This is a genomic window from Marinobacter sp. KM021 (genome assembly GCF_050707965.1).
Lineage (GTDB): Bacteria > Pseudomonadota > Gammaproteobacteria > Pseudomonadales > Oleiphilaceae > Marinobacter > Marinobacter shengliensis.
On sequence record NZ_CP136129.1, the window covers coordinates 581,783 to 603,109 of the forward strand.

Sequence of the window (21,327 nt, forward strand, 5' to 3'; positions counted from 1 at the left end):
GAGGCGGCCTGAGAGGCCGCCTCTTTTTTCTTTACGAGTTAAGTGTTCAATCCTGCTGGACGATGTTCTCGTAATTCGCGTTACCGAGAATGTTAGGAAAGACGGTTCCAGCCCCTCCCAGTTCTTCGATGATACTCACAGTCTGGCTTACCATCTCTGTAAAGACAAGCGCGTCGAGAGGGCCGCCCTGCGGAAGCACAGGCGTACTGTGGGTGCCTTCGGTGTAGCGAGTTATCGCAGGAAGGTCAACCGGGACACCGGCAGTTGTGACATTGTTGGCATTTAACAGTCGTGCGAGTGGTTCTGTGCCAGACAGGTAAGCGTCAAATGCGTTACCCAGAGGGGCTGCCAACGCATCGTTTGGAATTACATTGTCACCATTTACCTGAGAGAGCAGCACCGGTGTAGCCGATGCATTCAGGCTGCCAGTGAAGTTGATCGGGTCCACGGAGTCCACGGTAGCCTGGAATACATTCAGGAACGTCTCCAGAGCGCCGTCGCCTTGCTCAAGACCTGCGGCTGCTTGAAGGCCACCCAGAATCCGTGGTGCGAAGGTCGGGGAGTTTTCAAGCATACGAACGATGCCGGCGCCAGGCGTCAGCAGTTGAGCGGCAATAATGTCATCCTCAGTGGCTGCGGTTTCGTTGGCGACTGCAACGAAAGGCGCTCCCACGATCGTGCCGAGTGAGTGACCGACAAAATAAACGTTATCTGCATCCAGATCGGCACCTGCGGTGCCGTCAAAGTCAAGGCCTGCAAGTGATGCACGAACGTTGAGTAGGTCAACCACTGCCTGACGGTTCTTGTCCCGGGTGTTGGTAAAGTTCGTCAGGTTAATAAACAGACTACCGGACTCCCCGGAGGTTGCCGTCATGGCAGTCGGCTGGGTTGCAGCGTTGGCGGTGAAATCGAAGTGCCTTTCGTGCTCGGTTTTGGCAATGCCTGGAACGGTTGAGCCTGCGTTAGCCACGGTGTTTTCGAAGGATCGAAGAGCGCGAACGGCCGCGTCGAGCTGTGCAGCCTGGACAGGATCCGCTACGCCGAGCACGTCAGCAGAACTCATGCCTCCGGCTATGGCGTTGACAACACTTGGGGCTGCAGCAGCGGCATCTTCTGGGGTTTCACCGAAAGTAATCAGGGTCTGTGTGACGAAACCGACGGCGATCTGTCCATTGATTACCGCTTGCACATTAGTGTCGTTCGGAGCAAGGCTCTCCGGTAAACCGCTGGACTGCCCCGAAGCAAGCAACTGATTTGCCAAGCCAGCCTGAGCTTCCGCACTGAACGGAGTCACACCGTGAACCGGTTGATCGATAACGACGACGGCAACCCCGGAGTTATGAGCAAGTGCACTACCAAAGGTAAGTGCGGTACTACGGTCAGTGGTAATGCCGTGCATGTACATGACGGTTTCAAGCGGCGTGCTGCCATCGTAATCGGCCGGGTAGAGAACCATGATGGGAACGGTGACGTCTTGAGTCTTGGCCGGGAACGGGAATCGATAGTTCACGACCTCACTAACCATTGGGTCTGATTGCGCAAGTTCAACGCCAAGCTGATCGCCGGCGACAGCCGCCAAGGCTGCATTGGCTTTCCAGCTTTGAGTGTTAATTACGGAACCTTCGGCATCCGACGATCCGGTTGGAACCCCGAGATAGTAGGGAAGGTCGATGGTACCCTGAACAATATTAACGTCACCGAAATCGACAAACTGGCTCGCGATTGCCGATACCTGAGTCACATCCTGCGGGGCACCGAACTCTGCGGTAGAGCTGAGGTCAGCAGGTGTTGGCAACAGTTCACCGGCGGTGAATGCTCCAACCAGTGCGTCCGCTTGGCCATCAGCAGTGGGCTCTTCTGCAGCTACGGCAGCATTACCGATGCCAAACAAAGTAAAGAAGTCAGTTTCTCCTTCATCCCGCGCCTCTTTTACCGCATCGAAACGGATGGATGCGAGGATCGTCTCTTTAAAAAAGGTCTTCGGGTCAGCGATGTACTGCAGAACACGCTGATCATTTGAAGTTGTGAAGCTGTAAGAGATAGCGATGCTTTCTTCAGTGAGCGCCGTTGGTCTCGCCTGATTGGGTACACCAAAGAAGCTGGCCGCTACCTTCTCCCAGAAGCCATCCACGATCTGACGTACAGGAGCAAGAGCAGTTGGGTTGCCCAGAACTCGAGTGGGATCAGCTACATCGCGATAGAGTGGCGACTGAACAATCGGGTCGCCGTTAACGTCGAGCACTTCTTTGGTGACAACTACCAGGTAGCGCTTGAACGGGTTAAGTGGCTTGGTCGGGTTGATGCGTATTGCGGAATTGCCGTCAAGCGTGACTACTTCAGCCACATAATCAGGTGATTGGGTTAAACCGAAGAGATAGGCTCCGGCCTGCGCCTGATTGCGGCCACTCAGATCCTGTGGAGCGGCACCAGCAGCTACCTGGGCTGTGATGGCCAGCGGAATGGTTGGCGACTCGCCGGCACCCAGACCGCGAACCGGATCACCGCTTGCGTATTCAAGCTCAATCAAGAATACGTTCTGGTTTGGGTTCGGAATAACGCTGGTAGGATCTGCTGGGTCCGTGAGAATGAAGGCGCGAGAATCAACAGAATCTTCATCGATCTGACCGTTAAACTGCACAACAGCGGGAGCGATGGATGATGCACCGCTCAGTTGATTAAGGGCTGTTGTGACAGGGGGGGCGGAGTCGGCCACGCTGAACGAGCCGTCCGCTTCGTTGATGCTTGTCGCCGGGTTGTCCGAACGGAAAATCAGGTCATTGGGCAGCGGCAATTGGCCAGTCACCGGATTGAACAGCGGCCACGTTTTGCCATCCAGTTCAGGATTACTGATCTTATAATTGGGATTCGCATTACCCCCATCGCCGGCGCTATCGAAGCAACCAGTCAACCCAAGGGAAGAAGCCACGGCAAGACTTATTAGAGTTTTCTTGAACATGGGTGGAACCTTTTCCTGTTGTTGTGTCGTTATATCCGGCGTAGACGGAACCGGTCGGCCCCTGAATTCCGTGCTTTTGCCTGTTCTGCTTTTATGAATTCGTTCGTTGTCTGAAATTGTAGCCAGCACTTGAGCCAATTTCTGTAGCTTTGACTATAGCGACAGTCTGGCAAGTGTTGATCAGCCAAAAGTGTGATTCTGCTTTCGGAATCCCTCCCCGCACAGTCGGAGTGGCCTTTCTGAAAAATAGTGGGCACCGGCGGGTTTGTCGAGTCCTATCGGGTTCATTTCTGGTAAACTCACGCTTCCTTATATAAGCAGGGGCTGCCTGGGTGGCTCCGCACACTTCCGATAATCAGAAAGCTGATGAGGCGACTATGACCACTGTTATCCGCCAGGACGACCTGATCGAAAGCGTAGCCGATGCGCTGCAGTTTATTTCCTACTATCACCCCAAGGATTTTATTCAGGCTGTGTACGAGGCCTATCAGCGCGAAGAGTCCCAGGCTGCCAAGGATGCCATGGCCCAGATCCTGATTAATTCCCGGATGTGTGCCCAGGGCCATCGCCCGATCTGCCAGGACACCGGCATTGTGACCGTATTCGTGAACATTGGCATGGATGTGAAATTCGAGTGCGACATGCCGCTGGACGACGTGATCAACGAAGGCGTGCGCCGTGCTTACACCCACCCGGACAATGTTCTTCGTGCCTCCGTGCTGGCAGACCCGGACGGCAAGCGCCAGAACACCAAGGACAACACCCCCGCCATCATCCATTACAAGATGGTGCCGGGTAACACGGTAGACGTGCACGTGGCAGCCAAGGGCGGCGGCTCTGAAGCCAAGTCCAAGTTTGCCATGCTGAACCCGTCTGACTCGGTGGTGGACTGGGTGCTGAAGATGGTGCCGCAGATGGGTGCCGGCTGGTGTCCGCCTGGTATGCTGGGTATTGGTATTGGTGGTACCGCCGAGAAGGCAATGGAACTGGCCAAGGAAGCCCTGCTGGACCCGATCGATATTCACGATCTGCAGGCCCGTGGCGCGTCCAACCGATCTGAAGAGTTGCGCCTGGAGTTGTTCGAGAAGGTCAACGAGTTGGGTATTGGCGCCCAGGGTCTGGGTGGTCTGACAACGGTTCTGGATGTGAAGGTTAAGGATTTTCCGACACACGCGGCCAACAAGCCGGTGGCGATTATTCCGAACTGTGCCGCCACCCGCCACGCGCATTTTGTGCTGGATGGCTCTGGCCCGTCCCTGCAGACACCACCGAGCCTGGACGACTGGCCAGAAATCACCTGGGAAGTGGGTGAGAACGTGCGCCGTGTAAACCTGGACACCGTGACTCCGGAAGACGTGAAAGACTGGCAGCCCGGTGAAACTGTTCTTCTGTCTGGCAAAATGCTGACTGGCCGTGACGCCGCCCACAAGAAGATGGTGGATATGATCGAACGTGGCGAGGAGCTGCCGGTGGATCTGAAAGGCCGCTTCATCTATTACGTAGGCCCGGTTGATCCGGTACGTGAAGAAGTGGTTGGCCCGGCTGGCCCCACCACGGCCACCCGTATGGACAAGTTCACTGACACCATGCTGGAGAAAACCGGCCTGACCGGCATGATCGGTAAAGCCGAGCGTGGCCAGGTTGCTATTGATGCGATCAAGAAGCACGGCGCGGTATACCTGATGGCGGTGGGCGGTGCGGCTTACCTGGTATCCAAGGCGATCAAGGGTGCCGAAGTGGTGGCCTTCGAAGAGCTGGGTATGGAAGCCATTTACGAGTTCGAAGTGGAAGACATGCCGGTAACCGTAGCGGTGGATTCCCGTGGCAGCTCCGTGCACCAGACCGGCCCGGTTGAGTGGCACGACAAGATCATTGCTGCCAAAGCGGTTTGATCTGAGTCTTTGTTAGTCTCGGTGGCAGCCTTGGGCGTTCGGCTCAGGGCTGCCACTGAAAGTCCTTCATCTTTACCTTTCCTTTATACACCTCCACCCCCTCCAGTCTCAGCTTCTCGGTTTGAAGCTGGCAGGTTTCTGTGCCTCCAGGAAAAGCGATCTGGCCGTTGCTGCGGATAACCCGGTGCCAGGGGATGCTGTGGCCGGCGGGCAGTTTGCCCAGGGCCCGACCAACAAAGCGCGCCTGGCGGCCCAGGCCGGCCATGGCGGCGACCTGGCCGTAGCTGGCCACTTTTCCTTGCGGAATGGCGGCCACTACCTGCCAGATTTTCTGCTCTTTTGTCGGTTCCTTGTCGAACTCGTCCATTCAGAGCCTCATGCGTCTGCGCACTAGAGACGCAGTGCGCCGTCCACTTCGATCATACGGCCGGAGACGTAGTCGTTCTCGAAGATGAACGCCACGGCAGAGGCGATTTCCTCCGGCTTACCCATGCGCTTGAGCGGAATGCCCGCGGTCATTTTCTCCAGGGCTTCGGGTTTCATGGAGGCTGTCATTTCGGTTTCGATGAAGCCGGGGGCGATGCCCATGCAGCGGATGCCGTAGCGTGCCAGTTCCTTGGCCCAGACCGGCACCAGGGCCGATACGCCGGCCTTGGCGGCAGAGTAGTTGCTCTGGCCCATGTTGCCGGCGCGGGAGATGGAGGCGATGTTGATAATGACGCCCTGGTCACCGTTTTCGATCATGCGGGTGGCGGCTTCGCGGCCGCATAGGAATACGCCGGTGAGGTTTACATCAATGACGGACTGCCACTGGGCCAGTTCCATGCGTTTTTCCAGTTTGCCGTCCTTGAATTTCACCATCAGGCCGTCGCGCAGAATGCCAGCGTTGTTTACCAGACCGTTCAGGTGACCAAAGTCGTTGATGATAGCCTGGAAGGTTTTCTCAACATCGTTTTCTTTAGCGACGTTGCAGACATAGGTTTTTGCATCGCCACCGGCTTGTTTGCAGGCGTCGGCGGCTTCCGCCAGTTTGTCTTCCATCAGGTCGATGAGCGCGAGCTTGGCGCCTTTGGCTGCCAGGTATTCTGCCATGGCGCGGCCGAGGCCCTGGCCGCCGCCGGTGATTGCGATCACTGAATCTTGAAGTTTCATGGTTTGCCCTAATTAAGTTCAGAGGTGGTTTACGTTCTCTGTGTGTCTGCATCGTTTTTATAAGGAGGCATTTTGCCCGTTTTCCTTTTTCTTTTCATTATTCTGCCCATCGCCGAGATGGTGGTTCTGATCAAGGTCGGCGGCCTGATCGGGGTGTTGAACACCATCGGGCTGGTGCTGCTGACCGCCGTCATTGGCGCCTGGCTGTTGCGCCAGCAGGGGTTGGCCACGTTATTGCGGGCGAACCAGCGCTTGAACAGCGGCGAATTGCCAGCAAGGGAAGTGGCTGAGGGGCTGATTCTGGCCGTGGGCGGGGCCTTGTTGCTGACACCGGGGTTTATTACCGATGCGGTGGGGTTTGCCTGTTTGCTGCCGGGGTCCCGGCACTGGCTCGCGGCGAAGGCTTTGAGGCGAATGACGGTAGCCGGCCAGAGTCGGAGCTTTTATTTTGGTGCTGGCGGCGGTGCCGGGCCATTCGGGCAGGGTCCGTTTGAAGGGCACGGACCGTTCGGGCCGCAGCGGCCGTTTGATCGGGATGCCAATGGCGACATTATTGAAGGTGAATATCAGGATCAGACGGAGAGCGATCGGGAACGCCTCGAGCGGGCACGGGAGCGCGGTGAGGGCGACGAAAAAAAGTGAAATTTTTTTCGCTCCGGGTGTTGAAAACGTTGGTGGCAGCCCCATTAACTCACCACAGATTCGTCTCAGGCTGAAAACTGCTGTCTATCAGTGGCTTGGATGCCGGGGCAATTTGTCCGGTCCGGGGTTCCGGCCAGACACTTTTAACATGCAATTGTCATTGCCACATTAATCTGACTATTGGAGAAACCGAGCAATGAAAATTCGTCCGCTACACGATCGTGTTGTCGTACGCCGTAAGGAAGAAGAAGAGAAAACTGCGGGTGGCATCGTGCTGCCGGGTAACGCCAAAGAGAAGCCTTCCCAGGGTGAGGTAGTTGCTGTGGGCAATGGCCGTATTCTGGATAACGGCGAAACCCGTGCACTGGCGGTCAAGGTGGGTGACACCGTGGTCTTCGGTCAGTATGCCGGTAACACCGTAAAGGTTGACGGTGAAGAGCTGCTCATCATGAGCGAAAGCGAAATCTACGGCGTGCTTGAGTGATCGCAGCAGCGATAAGTACGAACGCTCATTAATCCGATCTTATTCAACTTCGGTTTAACGAACAGGAATAGAAGACATGGCAGCAAAAGACGTTAAATTCGGTGATAGCGCCCGCAAACGCATGGTTGCAGGTGTAAACATCCTGGCAGACGCAGTCAAGGTAACCCTGGGCCCGAAAGGCCGTAACGTGGTTCTGGAGAAGTCTTTCGGCGCTCCGACCGTGACCAAAGACGGTGTGTCTGTGGCCAAGGAAATCGAGCTGAAAGACAAGTTCGAGAACATGGGCGCGCAGATGGTCAAGGAAGTTGCTTCCCAGGCCAACGAAACCGCTGGTGACGGTACCACTACCGCAACGGTTCTGGCCCAGTCTATCGTCAATGAGGGCATCAAGGCAGTGACTGCCGGCATGAACCCGATGGATCTGAAGCGCGGTATCGACAAGGGGACGGCTGAAGCCGTTAAAGCCATTCGTGAAATGGCCAAGCCCTGCGACGACAGCCGCATGATCGCCCAGGTTGGCACCATCTCCGCCAATGGTGATGAGACCATCGGCAAGATCATTGCAGACGCCATGGAGCGCGTAGGCAAAGAAGGCGTCATTACCGTTGAGGAAGGCCGTGGCCTGGAAGACGAGCTGGACGTGGTTGAAGGCATGCAGTTCGACCGCGGCTACCTGAGCCCGTACTTCATCAATAACCAGGACAACATGTCTGCCGAGCTGGATGACCCGTACATCCTGCTGGTTGACAAGAAAATCTCCAATATCCGCGAACTGCTGCCGGTGCTGGAAGCTGTTGCCAAGGCTGGCAAGCCGCTGCAGATCATCGCCGAAGACATCGAAGGCGAAGCCCTGGCCACTCTGGTTGTGAACAACATGCGTGGCATCGTTAAGGTGAACGCGGTTAAAGCGCCTGGCTTTGGTGACCGTCGTAAGGAAATGCTGCAGGACATCGCCATTCTGACCGGTGGTACTGTGATTTCCGAGGAAGTAGGCCTGACTCTGGAGAACACCACTCTGGATGATCTGGGTACTGCCAAGCGCGTTAACGTGACCAAGGAAAACACCACTCTGATCGGCGGTGCCGGCGCTCAGGGCGATATCGAAGCCCGCGTTGAGCAGATCCGCAAGCAGATCGAAGACAGCACTTCTGACTACGACAAAGAGAAACTGCAAGAGCGCGTAGCCAAGCTGGCTGGCGGTGTTGCCGTGATCAAGGTTGGTGCCGGCTCTGAAGTCGAAATGAAAGAGAAGAAGGCCCGCGTTGAAGACGCGCTGCACTCCACCCGCGCTGCCGTTGAAGAAGGCATCGTAGCCGGTGGTGGTGTGACCCTGATCCGCGCCATTGCGGCCCTGGACAAGGTAGACGCCATCAACGAAGAGCAGAAAGCCGGCGTGAACATTCTGCGCCGTGCCATGGAAGCGCCGCTGCGTCAGATCGTATTCAACGCAGGTGGTGAATCCTCTGTTGTGGTTGCCAAGGTGAAAGAAGGCGAAGGTTCCTTCGGCTTCAACGCCGCAACCGAGCAGTACGGCGACATGCTGGAAATGGGTATCCTGGATCCTGCCAAGGTCACCCGTTCTTCCCTGCAGGCGGCTGCCTCCGTAGCATCCCTGATCATCACCACCGAGGCGATGGTCGCGGACGAGCCTGAAGACGAGAAGTCTGGCGGTATGCCAGACATGGGTGGAATGGGCGGAATGGGAGGCATGGGCGGCATGATGTAATGCCGGCCAGGTCCCGACCAGATCTCAGTTTCTGAGGTCTGGCCCGATCTACCCCTGAAAAACCCCGCGCTGGTTCACACTGGTGCGGGGTTTTTCGTTATTTTTGTCATGAAGTTGCCCAATGGCTTTGTTAGACTCGGTTACCCGTTCATTAACGTGCAAAACTCAATGACTGAACCCCAAGCCAAGCCTTTCCTGCGCCCTGCCAAGATCCTGCTGATGTTGCTGCTTGGCTTGCTGGTGTATGGCGTGGTTCTGGTGCTGTGGGTGCCGGCGGGATGGGTTTGGCATCAGGCTTCCCGGTATGTCCAGTTGCCACCGCAGGTAGTGGTGCAACAGGTGTCGGGTCGGCTCTGGGATGGCGCCGCAGGCGTTGTGGTTGCCGGTTTTCCGGCCCGGGTGCAGTGGACGTTGGGGTGGCCCTCGCTGACCGGATTGGAGTTACCGATTGGAATTTCCCTGGCGTCGTCACAATCCCGGGTGGAGGGAACTGCTAGTATCGGTTGGCCGGGTAACCTGGATGTTACGGCCCGCGGCCGAATAGCGGTAGAGGAATTCGAAGATCTGATTCGCCAGAGCGGCGGAGCGATGATTGAAGGGGACGTCAGTATCGATCGACTACGCCTGGTCTTCGCGGATAACCGATTACAGCAAGCCGACGGTGTCGGGCGCTGGAATGGAGGGCTGGTTACCTGGCCTATGGGGAATCAGACCGGGCAGGCAGAGTTCCCGCCTATGCAGGCTAATGTAGATACCACCGAGGGTGGCGTTGCTTTGACGGTATCGGAGCAGGGCGGCGATGGCCCAGCTGCGGATGCCAGTATTCTTTGGGACGGCATGATGGAGCTCAGGGTATATAAGCGCATGGTTGACCTGGCGCAGCAGCCATGGCCCGACAGTGCGCGCCCGGGTGATGTGGTGTTCCGGGTTCGTCAGCCAATACTGCCGGGAGGGTTCTGACGTGGCAGGATTGGCAGTACATCATCAGGAGCGTCTATCCAGAGCCCTGGCAAACATTATTCTGGTCGCCCTGGTGGTTTATCTGAGTATTTCGGCGGCCAAACTGACCTGGTTGTATGCATGGTCTGATCGGCCGGTTCCGGATGTCCCGGCACAGTTGGGTGGCCAACCTGGCGCCCAGAACCGGGTGCCCCAGGCTTCCATCGCCGGTTACGAATTTTTCGGCCGGCCAGAGCGGCAGGCCGGTGTGGCAGAGGTTGTTCGCCGCAGCGCACCTGAAACCGGGCTACGGTTGCGCCTCGAGGGGGTGCTGATAGGGCAGCGGCCGGAAGACTCCGGTGCTATAGTTGCCGGAAGCAATGGTGAAACCGAGTATTACCGGGTAGGTGAAACCCTGCCCGGTAATGCAGAGCTGGCCGAGGTGGAATCAGACCGCATTCTGATTCGGCGTGGCGGCCGCTATGAATCGCTCGCATTTGAAGAGCAGCTGGACTCTTCGGTAATGGTTGCGGACGCACCGGTTCAGGCGGCAGAATCGCCCGATGATTTCCTGGCCGGGGCCAGGCAGCAGCTGGATGCAGAAGGGGCTGCGGCATTGGCGGCTTACGGCTTACGGCCAGCGGATGACAGCGGCGCTTCTGGGTATGTGTACGATGGCTCCAACCCGATGCTCAATGCGGTCAATCTGCGCCAGGGCGATGTCATTACTGCCATTAACGGTCAGCGCCTGGGTGATGTAGAACAGGATAAATCCCTGCTGGAAGACTGGCGTAGCCAGGCCCAGCTGGATATCGAGATAGAACGAGACGGCTCCATACTGACCGTTAGCTATGCCATACCCGAGCAGTGGCGCTGATCGGGAACATTACAACAGGACGATATCGCCAGATGTATAACCACAAGACCAACGTACTCCGGACTCTCGTGTTTCTTCTGCTGTTGCCAATCCTTTCGGTGGCTCAGGCACAGGATGAAACCTGGCGGTTGAACCTCAAGGATGCGGACATCCGGGCTTTTGTCACTCAGGTGGCGGATATTACCGGGTACAGTTTTGTGGTGGACCCCAGGGTTAAGGGCAAGGTGACCGTACTGTCCAGTGCGCCCATGAACAAGCACGAAATCTATGATCTGTTCCTGGCGGTATTGAATGTGCACGGTTTCACCGCCATTCCCGGGGAAGAAGTGATCAAGATCATCCAGCAGGTGGATGCAAAGCAGTCTGCCGAGATTCTGGATCGATTCGAGGTTACCCCATCTGAACAGCTGATTACCCGGGTTATCCAAATTGATAATGCCAATGCCCTGGAGTTGGTGCCCATCCTGCGCCCGCTGGTGGCCAAGTATGGACATCTGGCCGGCGTGGCAGCAGCTAACGCGCTGATTGTCAGTGACCATTCTTCCAATATTCAGCGTATTGAGCAGATCGTTCGCGAACTGGACAGCCCTTCCAAATACGAGGTTGAGGTTATCCAGCTCAGGGAAGCCTGGGTGGGCGATATGGTCAAACTCCTGCAGGAACTCGCGCCCGATGAATTACGTCGCGGTAGCGGTGACAGTTCCGCGAGAAAGTACAGTGTGACTGCGGATGAGCGGAGCAATCGGCTGATTCTCAGGGGCGACGAGACTTTTCGTGACAAAATGCGGGGCTTGATTCGCCAGCTTGATCAGCCCTCGGCAACTGGCGGCACGACAAAAGTCATCCGACTCAAGCACGCTGACTCCAAAGCCCTGACCGAAATCCTAAAGGGCGTGATGGGCGAAGTGGTGCGGGAATCGAGTACCGGCAGTGGTTCCGGGGGCAGTGGCTCATCGGGTAGCCGTTCCGCAAGCTTCTCGGTGTTCGCCGATGAAGGTTTGAATGCGCTGGTTGTCCGTGGCGAGCCGTCGTTGATGCAGGAAGCCGAGCAAATTGTGGCCGCTCTGGATGTGCGCCGGGCTCAGGTGATGATTGAAGCGGCGATTGTCGAGATCAGTGACGAGCTGGGAGATCAGTTGGGTGTCCAACTGGCGGCTGGTGATGAGTCTGCCAACGCTTTCCCGGTAATGGGCACTAACCTTACCAGTGGTGAGGGCATGCTGGGGCTGAACTCGGTGATTGGTGCGCTGGTAGGCGATACCCTGCCGCAGTTGGGCGGCGGCATTACCGTTGGCGCTGGCCAGCGGGATCGGGACGGTCTCACCTGGGGTATTCTGATTCAGGCGCTGTCTTCCTCATCCGCTGCCAACCTGCTTTCGACACCGAGCATCATTACCTTGGATAATCAGGAATCCGAGATTATTGTGGGCCAGAACGTGCCGTTCCGGACAGGGCAGTCGACGGTCACCGGTGATGGAACCACCAACCCGTTTACCACCATTGAGCGCCGTGATGTGGGCCTTTCCCTGAAAGTAACACCGACCATTAGTGCCGACGGCCTGGTTCGGCTGGTGGTCGAGCAGACCACCGAGGATATCTCTACTACGACGGTCTCTGGCGCCTCAGATCTGATCACCAACAAGCGTGAAATCAAAACCACCGTGCTCGCCGATGATGGTGAAACCGTGGTTCTGGGCGGGCTGATCAAGGATGACTTCCAGGTCAACAAGAGTAAGGTGCCGCTGCTAGGGGATATCCCGTTGCTTGGGCGCCTGTTCTCATCGGAGTCTGAAACCCGCATCAAGCGCAACCTGCTGGTCTTCCTGAGGCCGACCATTATGCTCGGTAAAGACGAGAGCGTGGCTGCCACTACCGAGAAGTTTAACCAGCTGTGGGACGTAAACCTTGAAGTCCGCGAAAAGCTCGGCCTGCCCGCCCCGGAAGACCAGCCCTCGGTGGATATGCTGTTCCAGGGGCGTAGGCAATAGGGTCTGTCCCAAAGGGTCTGTCCCTCAGGGTCTGTCCCCGCATGGGGACTGACCCATTTTGGAAGGCCGAGTAGGTAGTTAGGCTGGGGTGCAACAGACGGGCAAAAGTGGGTCAGTCCCCGTTCGGGGACAGACCCCGGAGAGGCATCGGGCAATCCAGCTGGTCTGCCACCAGCCGCATTAATTCATACTCCCGAACATCCACCTTGCCATCGTGGGTCACGCAGTATCCGCAGGCGTCTATAACGGCGGGCTTCAGTAGCGGCGACAGCCGATTCAGTATTTTTAGCGCTTCTCTCAGTTCTCGCATGGACACCTTCCCGGCTCTGCTTTCTTCCTGACTGGTGCCAAAGCCGGCCATGGCTTCAAGATACAGTTTGTCGGCGTCCTCAGGGGTGTCGGTGCCGGCGCGGGCGAACAGGCTGAGCAGGCGCCGCAGGGCCGGCATCACCTGGCGATAGTTTCGGTATTTGACCGGTACAACCTGTTCTGCGCCAAGCTCGAGATGCCGGTTCAGGAAGGTGGTCAGGGCCATCTCGAACAGGCTCACCCGGTTGTCGGCTGCGACCAGCTTCTGAACGTTTTCAAGCAGGGCGTCGCGTTCTTCCGGGTCCAGTTTCCGCAATGCCGGCATGGCCAGTTCCAGTACCGGGAAGCGTGCAGTTTCACCCAGCCTTGCCAGGGCTGGCAGCATTTTGTCCAGCAGGTCTGGCTGAGCGCCCAGTAGCGGGTGTTCGGTTAACAGCGTCAGTCGTTGTTTCTGGATGCTCGGCGAGAGATCAAAGATCAGCAGGGCATAGCACAGCTGAATCGCGCCGGAGCGGGTGTAGAGCAGGTTACGGAAGGTGGATGGCAATTGTTCTAGAAGCTGGACAGCAAAGGCTTCGCTCTGGGCGCTGACGGTGCCTACCCGTGTGGACAGCTTTTCAGCCGGCTGTGGCGTATTGGGTGCCAGGGAAGAGCGCACCGGTGATGAGCTACTACGGCCCCTAGCAGGCGCCACAACCTGATTGACAAGGTCGTTCAGGCCCGCTTTACCGGCAGTCCTGGAGGTGTCCTGGCGCAGCTTTTGGCTTGGTTCAGTGTCTCGCAGGCGGCTGCGTAAGCGTGCCAGCATACCCGGTTGGATCGCATTGATGCGTTCGTTGATGGGCGGGTGGGACGCGAGCAGGGTGCTGAACTTCATCCGTGCCGACTCGCCAAAACACATGTGGTTCATATCGCTGGCATGGCTGGTGGTGTCCAGGTAGCCGCCCTTCATGCCAATCTTGAACAGGGCGCTGCCTATGCCTTCGGGGTTACGGGTAAATTGTACGGAGGAGGCGTCGGCCAGCATTTCCCTTTGCCGGGATACCGCTGCCTGAATCAGCCGGCCGAAGAACACACCCACATAGCCGATGATCATCAGGGCTAGACCTATCAGGCCCATTGCAGCCTGCGCCCGGCCATCCCGGTTTCGGCTTCGGCCGCCGCTGTAGAAACCTGCCCGAAGCAGGAACTGGCCAATCTGACCTAGCATCAGAATGCCGGCCAGCAGCGCAATCAGCCGGACGTTAATGCGCATATCACCATTCAATATATGGCTGAACTCGTGCCCCACCACGCCCTGAAGCTCGTCTCGGGTGAGGTGGGTAAGTGCGCCGTGCGTAACCACCATAACGGCCTCACCAGGCGTGTAGCCTGCCACAAAGGCGTTGATGCTAGTCTCGTTGTCCATCACGTACAGATCTGGCACGGGCACACCACTGGCGATGGCCATTTCTTCCACGATATTGCGAAGTTTGCGTTCTTCGGGATCGTTGGTGTCGGGCTCAATCGGGCGGGCGCCCACCATTTTGGCCACCCGGCTACCGCCACCAGCCAGGTCTGCCCAGCGCACCAGCGAGCCAACGCCTATAAGCAACACCACCGCGAGTGCGGTGGTGAGTCCGTGGCTGGAGGTGAGCCAGTAATGGAAAGGCAGAACGGAGGTTTGGCTGCGGGTGACCAGATACCCGACCAGGCAAACGGCCAGGGTAATCAGGGTGACTGCTGTCAGAAACAGGACGATTAACAGGCCGGTATTGCGCCGGGCATGGGCCTGGCGCTGGAAGAAACCGGGGTTTGCCATGATTCAGGCCTCAGAAGCTGACTTTTGGTACCTGGCGCGCTTCCGGGGTTTCCAGTTGCAGCTGGGCGGTTTCCTTGAAGGCAAACATGCCGGCAACAATATTGTTCGGGAACTTCTCGCGGAAAATGTTGTACGTCATCACGCCGTCATTGTAGGCCTGGCGGGCAAAGGCTACCCGGTTTTCGGTGCTGGAGAGCTCTTCCATCAGTTGCTGGATGGTTTCGTTGGCTTTCAGTTCCGGGTAGTTTTCAGAAACGGCGTAGAAGTTTGCCAGGGCTTTGGTCAGCAGGTTCTCGGCACTGCCCAAACGCTGGATCTTGGTGCCGTCCCCCGGGTCTTTCGCCGCGTCTTTCTGGGCGCTGACTGCGTTGTTGCGGGCTTCCATCACCTGGGTCAGCGTCGATTTTTCGTGAACAAGGTAGGCCTTGGCGGCTTCCACCAGATTGGGAATCAGGTCATGGCGGCGCTGTAGCTGCACATCAATCTGCGCAAAGCCATTCTTGAACTGATTACGCAGCGATACCAGGTTGTTGTAGATAAACACCAGGTACAGTATGACAACGGCAATAACAACAAGGCCGATGACGGTCGTTCCCATGACTACTCCTCAGGGTGAAAGGTTCAGGCGTTATTTTCCACGATACGGGCATGGAAAGTCTGTACAAACGTCTCAAATTCCTTGGGTGGCAGTGGCTTGCTGAAAAAGTACCCCTGGGCCAGTTTACAACCACGCTGGCTGAGATAGTACTCTTGTTCAGCGGTTTCAACCCCTTCGGCCACAACGGTGAGGTTCAGGCTTTTGCCAAGATCAATGATGGTGTTGGCAATTCGTGTGTCTTCCTCATTGACCAGCAAGTCCCGAATGAACTGCTTGTCGATTTTCAGGTGCTGAACCGGCATCTGCTTCAGGTAGGTGAGAGACGAGTATCCGGTGCCAAAATCGTCCACCGCGATGCTGATGCCTGCCCGATGCAGGCGATGCAGCTTGGCCACGGCATCGCTGAGATTGGTCATGAAGCTGGTTTCGGTGACCTCAAGCTCTAGCCGGCCGGCGGGAATGTTGTGGCGTTTCAGGGTGTTCAGGATGTCATCGACGATGGATTCCTGGCGAAGCTGAACAGCAGACAGGTTCACAGCAATCCTGAGGGGTGACCCTTCACTGGCCCATCGGGCGGCTTGCCAGCAGGCCTGGTCCAACACCCATTGGCCAATCTCGACGATGGCGCCATTGGACTCGGCAACGGGGATGAAGTGATCCGGGGGAATCATGCCGCGCTCGGGATGTTCCCAGCGCAGCAGTGCTTCGGCACCGATAATGCGTTTGGTCTCGAGGTTGATCTGAGGCTGGTAAACCAGATGGAACTCGTGGTTTGCCAGTGCGTTACTCAGGTCTTTCTCAAGCTGTTTGCGTTCTCGGATTTCCTGATCAATGCTGGCTACGTAGAACTGGAAATGATTGTGTCCATTCTGTTTGGCCAGTGCCATGGTCTGTTCGGCGCTTTGCAGAAGACGGTCGGCCTGGTCAGCATCAGAGGGGAACAAGGCAATACCGAGGGTAGCCGTCATGGATATGCGGTGGTTGCCGGCGTTGATCGGGGTGGCGAAGCTGCCCAAAATCTTTTCGGCGGTATCGGCTGCCTGAAATCCGTCACGCAGCCGCTTCTCAACAACCACAAACTGGTCGCTGCCCAGCCGGGCAACACTGAACCGTTCCGAAGGCAGGTTGGCGGTCAGGCGACTGGCGACCGTCTGCAATATGGTGTCGCCAGTTCGGAAGCCACACTGTTCGTTCACGGATTTGAAGTCATCAATGCCGCAAACCATCAATGCCAGTGTGCCATGGGATTCCCTGGCAGCCACGATGTCGTGTTGCAGGTCTTCCATGAATGCGTCGCGGCTGGGTAGCCCGGTCAGAGTGTCATAGCGTGCCAGGCGATTGACCCGATCTTCGGCTTCCTGATGCTTTTTCTGGCTCTCAGCGATAGATACCAGCAGATTATTGGTGGCGTTCACCCATAGCCCAAGCTCGTCTGCCCGATGTCCGTCCGGAACCGCAATCAGCCGGTCGTCGGGCCGTGCCGGGTCGACTGTGCGAACGGACTGTACAATGCGCAAAAGGGGGCGGGTAAGTACCAAATGGAAAACTACAAACAGTACAAGGCCCAGAATCATTGCCAGTGCAATACCCGAACCAAAAGTGATCAGTGCACGGTTCAGCCAGTTCTCAGCAATGGGTGCGGTGTCGTAGTGCACCTCGAGGTAGCCGTAGACCGTGTCTGGGCTGGTGCCTCGGTGCAGGCTTTCGCGGTATTCACGGATGCTGCCGAAAATCGGGTCGGTAATGGGACGGAATGCCCGGTCTTGCAGTGGCCTGAGCCGGCCGCCCAATTGGTCGCCATCCGGGTGGGAAATGCGAGCAAGGTGAATGGGCTCCAGCGCGAAAAGGCCATCAACCACTTGCTGGGCCAGGGTGTCATCAATACTGAAAACGGACTGGGTGGCGGCGTCACGAACCATTGCCATGGTCTGGTTGGCCTGGCGTTCCAGTTCCATGGATACCCGCCTGGCGTCGAGAACAACCTGAACGGTGCTGACCAGGATGCCTGTCAACAGGGCGACAATCAGAACCCAGCGCAGGATTCGGTATCCCAGGTGATTTTCAACTTTGAAGGCGGTTTGCATTCCGAGTCTTGTGGCTCATCTGTCCGGATTGTTCTTGGGCGCAGGCGCCAGGGTCAGGCCTGCCATGTACGACAGTATGGTTCAGATTTTTTGCAACTGCATGGAGTATGGCCGATTTTTTCAAATAATCATGGGTGGGCGTGTATCGATTTGTTGCGGTTTCGTCGCATTTGGATACAGAAACGCCCGCCAGGCTGACCTGGCGGGCGTTCAGGCGGAAGCGGCCGGGCAGCTTCCGACGACACTACTCTGTGATCAGGCCAGGTTTTCGTTAACGAAATTCCAGTTGACCAGGTTCCAGAAGCCTTCGAGATAGTTCGGGCGGCTGTTCCGGTAGTCGATGTAGTAGGCGTGTTCCCAAACGTCAACAGTCAGTACCGGCTTGTCAGCGCCGGTCAGCGGAGTTTCCGCGTTGCTGGTATTAACGATGGCTACGCTGCCGTCGGCCTTCTTCACCAGCCAGGTCCAGCCGGAGCCGAAGTTGTTGGCGGCTTTGTCGTTGAATTCTTTCTTGAACTCTTCGAAAGAACCAAACGCTTTCTCGATCGCTTCTTTGGCAGCGCCAATGGGCTCGCCACCGCCGTTCGGGCTCAGGCAGTTCCAGAAGAAGGTGTGGTTCCACACCTGCGCAGCGTTGTTAAACAGTGGGCCGCTAGCGCTCTTGATAATGTCTTCCAGGGATTTGCTGGCATTATCGGTGCCGTCAATCAGGCCATTCAGCTTGGTGACGTAGGTCTGGTGGTGCTTGCCGTAATGGTATTCCAGGGTTTCCTGGGACATGTGCGGTTCCAGAGCGTTTTTTTCGTAAGGCAGTGCGGGAAGTTCAAATGCCATGAGGTCGTTCTCCCTGTCTCTCTGTTTATGTTGAATGTGTACGTCACAGCAATATAGGGGCGATTTGAGCTAAATCAACCCCTTGGTGTAAGAGTACTTGTAAACTCGGGGCTGCCGGGCAGGAACTGTGCGCAGTTCCGGACCCGCCAAACCAGTTCTTCGTAGCTGTCGGCCAGAATGTTTACATGTCCCAGCTTGCGCCCCGGGCGCTCACCTTTATTGTAGAGGTGAACATGAGCGTAGGGCAGTTCCAGTATGCGTTCAATGTCTCCATGCTCGCCGATGATGTTAATCATGCAGCTAAGCCCTCTGGCTGCCACGTTGCCCAGGGCATGGCCGCTGACAGCGCGAATGTGGTTTTCAAACTGGCTGGTCATGGCACCTTCGATGGTCCAGTGCCCGGAGTTGTGTACTCGCGGCGCCATTTCGTTGGCCACCAGGCCATCATCGGTCTCAAAAAGCTCGAGGGTTAATACGCCCACGTAGTTCAATTCGTTCAGCAGAGATTTGATGTATTTCTCTGCGTCTTGCTGAATGTGTGCCTGAAGCGCAGGCGCGGGAGCAATGGAATAACGAAGGATGCCTTCGTGGTGGGTGTTCTCGGCAATGGGGTAGAAGGCCAGGTCGCCGTCCTCCGCGCGCACGGCAATAATCGATACTTCACGTTTGAAGTTGACGAACTTTTCGACGATCACCCGTGGGTGCCCGATGCTGCTCCAGGCGGCTTGTGCTTCTTCCGGTGTTTTCAGTACTGCCTGGCCTTTGCCGTCGTAGCCTTCGGTGATGGACTTGGCAACCACCGGGCAGCCGAGTTCTTCGGCAGCGGCTTTGAGTGACTCGGCGCTGTCTGCGATTTGCCATTGGGGTGTGGGGATGCCCAGGCGGCCGAACAGGGTCTTTTCGGCTTCGCGGTTCTGGCAAACTTCCAGGGCCCTGGGGCAGGGATGCACGGGTTTGTGTTTGGCGAGTTCTTCTGCCACGGCGACGGGCAGGTGTTCGAATTCGTAGGTAACGCGGTCCACCCGGGAGATGAAGTCGTCCAGGTATTGGCCGTCACGGTCGATGATGACTTCGCCAAGGCCGGCGCTGGGACTGCCGGACATGTCATAGAACACGAAGTCTTTGGCCAGGGGGTAGCCTGCGAGGGCTAGCATGCGGCCTAGCTGGCCGGCGCCAAGTACACCAATTCTCATGTAATTTCTCCTGCCACGGTTTCGGCTCTGACATTGGTGGTGTGAGCAGTTCGGGGAAGGCTTTCCAAAACACGCTCAAGCCCATCCATGGGGCGCTTGGGCTCCGCCATCCATGGCTCCGCACAGTTTTGGAAAGCCTTCCCCGAACTGCTCATCCAGCCTTGGGAGTTGGCTTCACTGATCTCTTGGATCAGGGTTATCCAGAATTGTTTGTGTCTGTGTTGCTCTGAACTCGTCAACAGCCTTTCGGACGCCATCGTCAGACGTGCCAATAATCTGTGCTGCCAGCAGGCCGGCGTTGGTGGCGCCCGCTTTGCCGATGGCCAGGGTGCCAACGGCGATGCCGCCAGGCATCTGTACGATAGACAGCAGCGAATCCAGGCCGTTCAGGGCCTTTGATTGTACAGGAACGCCCAGGACTGGCAGAGAGGTCTGGGAGGCAACCATGCCGGGTAGGTGAGCTGCACCGCCGGCGCCTGCAATGATGACTTTCAGGCCGCGGTCGGCTGCGGTTTTGGCGTAGTCAAAGAGCAGGTCGGGTGTGCGGTGGGCGGAGACCACCCGGGTTTCGTAGGCGACGCCGAGTTTTTCGAGCATGTCGGCGGCGTGTTCCATGGTGGGCCAGTCGGATTTCGAGCCCATGATGAGTCCTACAAGCGGCTGCATATGCAACTGTCCTGTGATAATTGGAAAGCCGGCCATTGTATGTTTTGCCTACCTACCATGCAACACAGGGCGGGCGTGGTTCCGGTAATCTTTAAAAGGCTTCATTTTAACGGATTGTTAAGTGCGGGTATTATCGTGGCTGACATTTTGACCATCCCGATTCAGGAGTAGTAATGGAACCCATTCGCCCGGACGATGACGAGCTGAGAGCTGAGCCCCCTATTGGTGGCGCCGAGCCCAGAAAGCCTGATGGGCAAAAAGGTAAATCCGCCAGTAACCGGCAGAAGCCTCCTAAGCCCCCAAAACCGGAGAAGACGTCTGGCGGTGGCGGCCCGGGAGGTGGGTTGTTGATGTGGCTTTTGTTGGTGGTCGTGGCCGCAGGCGCGGGTGCCGGCTGGTATTTTCAGAATGAGCGTATTGAAGCCCTTGAGGGGCAGCTGGAAGAGGCGGATTACTGGGCTCGGCAGAGTAAGTTGGCGCTGGCGCGCTTTGAGGGTGAGTTATCAGAAACCGGGGAGTCGCTGCAGGAGCGGGGAGCTTCCCTGGAGGAGAAGATTGCGGCTAATGACGAGCGCCTGGATTCCGCAGACAGTGAAATCCGTAAACTCTGGGTGATTGCCAACGAGCGCAACAAAAAACGGCTTGATGAGCACCAGCAAAGGTTGGCGGATGTTGATGATCAGCTTGCCCAGGCAAACAAGGCTGCGTCTGATTTGACCGCATCGTTGGAGCAGGCACGCACGGGGTTGTCGGCGGATGTGGCGCAGGTGCGGCAGCGGCTTGACGATTCCGTCGCTTCGCTGGAGCGAGCGAACCAGGAGGCAACGCAGCAGTTGACACGGTTGAGTCAGCAGATCGGTGATGTGGACCAGGTGGTTGAGAGCCGGATAAGGCGCTTTGAGCAGGAGCAAAAGCTGGGGATCAGTGGCATGGAAGGCCAGATTGCGGCGCTGGAACAGAAGGTGGACTCCATGGCGGGCGACGGCGAGGTCCGGGCTTTGAGGAATCAGCTGTCTGAGCTCAAGAAAACCGTTGATGCGGTGGATGCGTCGCGGTCTCAGCTTACTTCCCGGCTGGTCCGGTTGTCCGAAGAGGTTAACCAGCTTCGCTCGCAGGTTTCCGGAAACTAGGCTCTTGCCTTCTCCAGAAGACTCGGCTTCCAGGGTGTAGGGGGTGAATGTAACGA

17 protein-coding genes are annotated in these 21,327 nt (G+C 57.1%); 8 read left to right on the forward strand and 9 right to left on the reverse strand.

Going from position 1 to position 21,327, the window contains the following annotated elements:
- Nucleotides 1-46 precede the first annotated feature (46 nt).
- Entirely contained in the window at nucleotides 47-2,956 is a 2,910-nt protein-coding gene (locus RVM24_RS02770) for a hypothetical protein (RefSeq protein ID WP_431474926.1), read from the reverse strand.
- Between the two features lie 377 nt (nucleotides 2,957-3,333).
- Between RVM24_RS02770 and RVM24_RS02775 the strand changes: the two genes are divergently transcribed.
- Complete coding sequence (locus RVM24_RS02775; RefSeq protein ID WP_058091821.1) at nucleotides 3,334-4,848, forward strand: fumarate hydratase; 1,515 nt, start codon at nucleotides 3,334-3,336, stop codon at nucleotides 4,846-4,848.
- A gap of 43 nt (nucleotides 4,849-4,891) precedes the next feature.
- On the opposite strand, the gene RVM24_RS02780 is transcribed toward RVM24_RS02775, so the two are convergent.
- Both RVM24_RS02780 and RVM24_RS02785 read right to left on the reverse strand, forming a co-directional pair.
- Complete coding sequence (locus RVM24_RS02780) at nucleotides 4,892-5,215, reverse strand: MGMT family protein (protein ID WP_106695367.1); 324 nt, start codon at nucleotides 5,213-5,215, stop codon at nucleotides 4,892-4,894.
- Between the two features lie 23 nt (nucleotides 5,216-5,238).
- Nucleotides 5,239-6,000 (reverse strand): SDR family oxidoreductase, encoded by a 762-nt coding sequence (locus RVM24_RS02785; RefSeq protein WP_058091817.1) that lies wholly within the window; start codon nucleotides 5,998-6,000, stop codon nucleotides 5,239-5,241.
- A 72-nt stretch (nucleotides 6,001-6,072) separates the two neighbouring features.
- On the opposite strand from RVM24_RS02785, the gene RVM24_RS02790 reads away from it, so the two are divergent.
- The 6 genes from RVM24_RS02790 to gspD all read left to right on the forward strand — a co-directional run bounded on the left by RVM24_RS02790 (nucleotide 6,073) and on the right by gspD (nucleotide 12,656).
- Nucleotides 6,073-6,642 carry an FxsA family protein gene (locus RVM24_RS02790; RefSeq protein WP_431474927.1) on the forward strand — a complete coding sequence of 190 codons (570 nt, stop codon included), beginning with the start codon at nucleotides 6,073-6,075 and terminating at the stop codon, nucleotides 6,640-6,642.
- A 196-nt stretch (nucleotides 6,643-6,838) separates the two neighbouring features.
- Nucleotides 6,839-7,126, forward strand: coding sequence for a co-chaperone GroES (gene groES, locus RVM24_RS02795; protein WP_058091815.1), 288 nt, complete (start codon nucleotides 6,839-6,841; stop codon nucleotides 7,124-7,126).
- Between the two features lie 76 nt (nucleotides 7,127-7,202).
- Nucleotides 7,203-8,852 carry a chaperonin GroEL gene (gene groL, locus RVM24_RS02800; RefSeq protein ID WP_106695369.1) on the forward strand — a complete coding sequence of 550 codons (1,650 nt, stop codon included), beginning with the start codon at nucleotides 7,203-7,205 and terminating at the stop codon, nucleotides 8,850-8,852.
- A gap of 168 nt (nucleotides 8,853-9,020) precedes the next feature.
- The gene (gene gspN, locus RVM24_RS02805; protein WP_061331775.1) at nucleotides 9,021-9,812 is read left to right on the forward strand and encodes a type II secretion system protein N; all 792 of its coding nucleotides are present in this window, start codon (nucleotides 9,021-9,023) and stop codon (nucleotides 9,810-9,812) included.
- Nucleotide 9,813: 1 nt separating this feature from the next.
- Nucleotides 9,814-10,668, forward strand: a complete 855-nt coding sequence (locus RVM24_RS02810) for a type II secretion system protein N (protein ID WP_061331724.1) — start codon at nucleotides 9,814-9,816, stop codon at nucleotides 10,666-10,668.
- Nucleotides 10,669-10,700: 32 nt separating this feature from the next.
- Complete coding sequence (gene gspD, locus RVM24_RS02815; protein ID WP_061331725.1) at nucleotides 10,701-12,656, forward strand: type II secretion system secretin GspD; 1,956 nt, start codon at nucleotides 10,701-10,703, stop codon at nucleotides 12,654-12,656.
- Nucleotides 12,657-12,768: 112 nt separating this feature from the next.
- On the opposite strand, the gene RVM24_RS02820 is transcribed toward gspD, so the two are convergent.
- The 6 genes from RVM24_RS02820 to purE form a co-directional block, all read right to left on the reverse strand.
- Nucleotides 12,769-14,766, reverse strand: a complete 1,998-nt coding sequence (locus tag RVM24_RS02820; protein ID WP_431474928.1) for a M48 family metallopeptidase — start codon at nucleotides 14,764-14,766, stop codon at nucleotides 12,769-12,771.
- A 10-nt stretch (nucleotides 14,767-14,776) separates the two neighbouring features.
- On the reverse strand, nucleotides 14,777-15,364 hold the full coding sequence (locus RVM24_RS02825; protein WP_058091810.1) for a LemA family protein: 588 nt from the start codon (nucleotides 15,362-15,364) through the stop codon (nucleotides 14,777-14,779).
- A gap of 23 nt (nucleotides 15,365-15,387) precedes the next feature.
- Nucleotides 15,388-17,448, reverse strand: coding sequence for a putative bifunctional diguanylate cyclase/phosphodiesterase (locus RVM24_RS02830; protein ID WP_431474929.1), 2,061 nt, complete (start codon nucleotides 17,446-17,448; stop codon nucleotides 15,388-15,390).
- A 255-nt stretch (nucleotides 17,449-17,703) separates the two neighbouring features.
- Nucleotides 17,704-18,282: a superoxide dismutase [Fe] gene (sodB, locus tag RVM24_RS02835; RefSeq protein WP_431474930.1), complete on the reverse strand. Its 579-nt coding sequence runs from the start codon at nucleotides 18,280-18,282 to the stop codon at nucleotides 17,704-17,706.
- Between the two features lie 74 nt (nucleotides 18,283-18,356).
- Complete coding sequence (locus RVM24_RS02840; protein ID WP_106695374.1) at nucleotides 18,357-19,475, reverse strand: 5-(carboxyamino)imidazole ribonucleotide synthase; 1,119 nt, start codon at nucleotides 19,473-19,475, stop codon at nucleotides 18,357-18,359.
- Between the two features lie 174 nt (nucleotides 19,476-19,649).
- A complete protein-coding gene (gene purE / locus RVM24_RS02845; protein ID WP_061331731.1) occupies nucleotides 19,650-20,141 on the reverse strand; it encodes a 5-(carboxyamino)imidazole ribonucleotide mutase in 492 nt (163 codons plus the stop codon).
- 173 nt (nucleotides 20,142-20,314) lie between these two features.
- Between purE and RVM24_RS02850 the strand changes: the two genes are divergently transcribed.
- Entirely contained in the window at nucleotides 20,315-21,271 is a 957-nt protein-coding gene (locus RVM24_RS02850) for a hypothetical protein (RefSeq protein ID WP_061331732.1), read from the forward strand.
- Nucleotides 21,272-21,327: the final 56 nt, after the last annotated feature.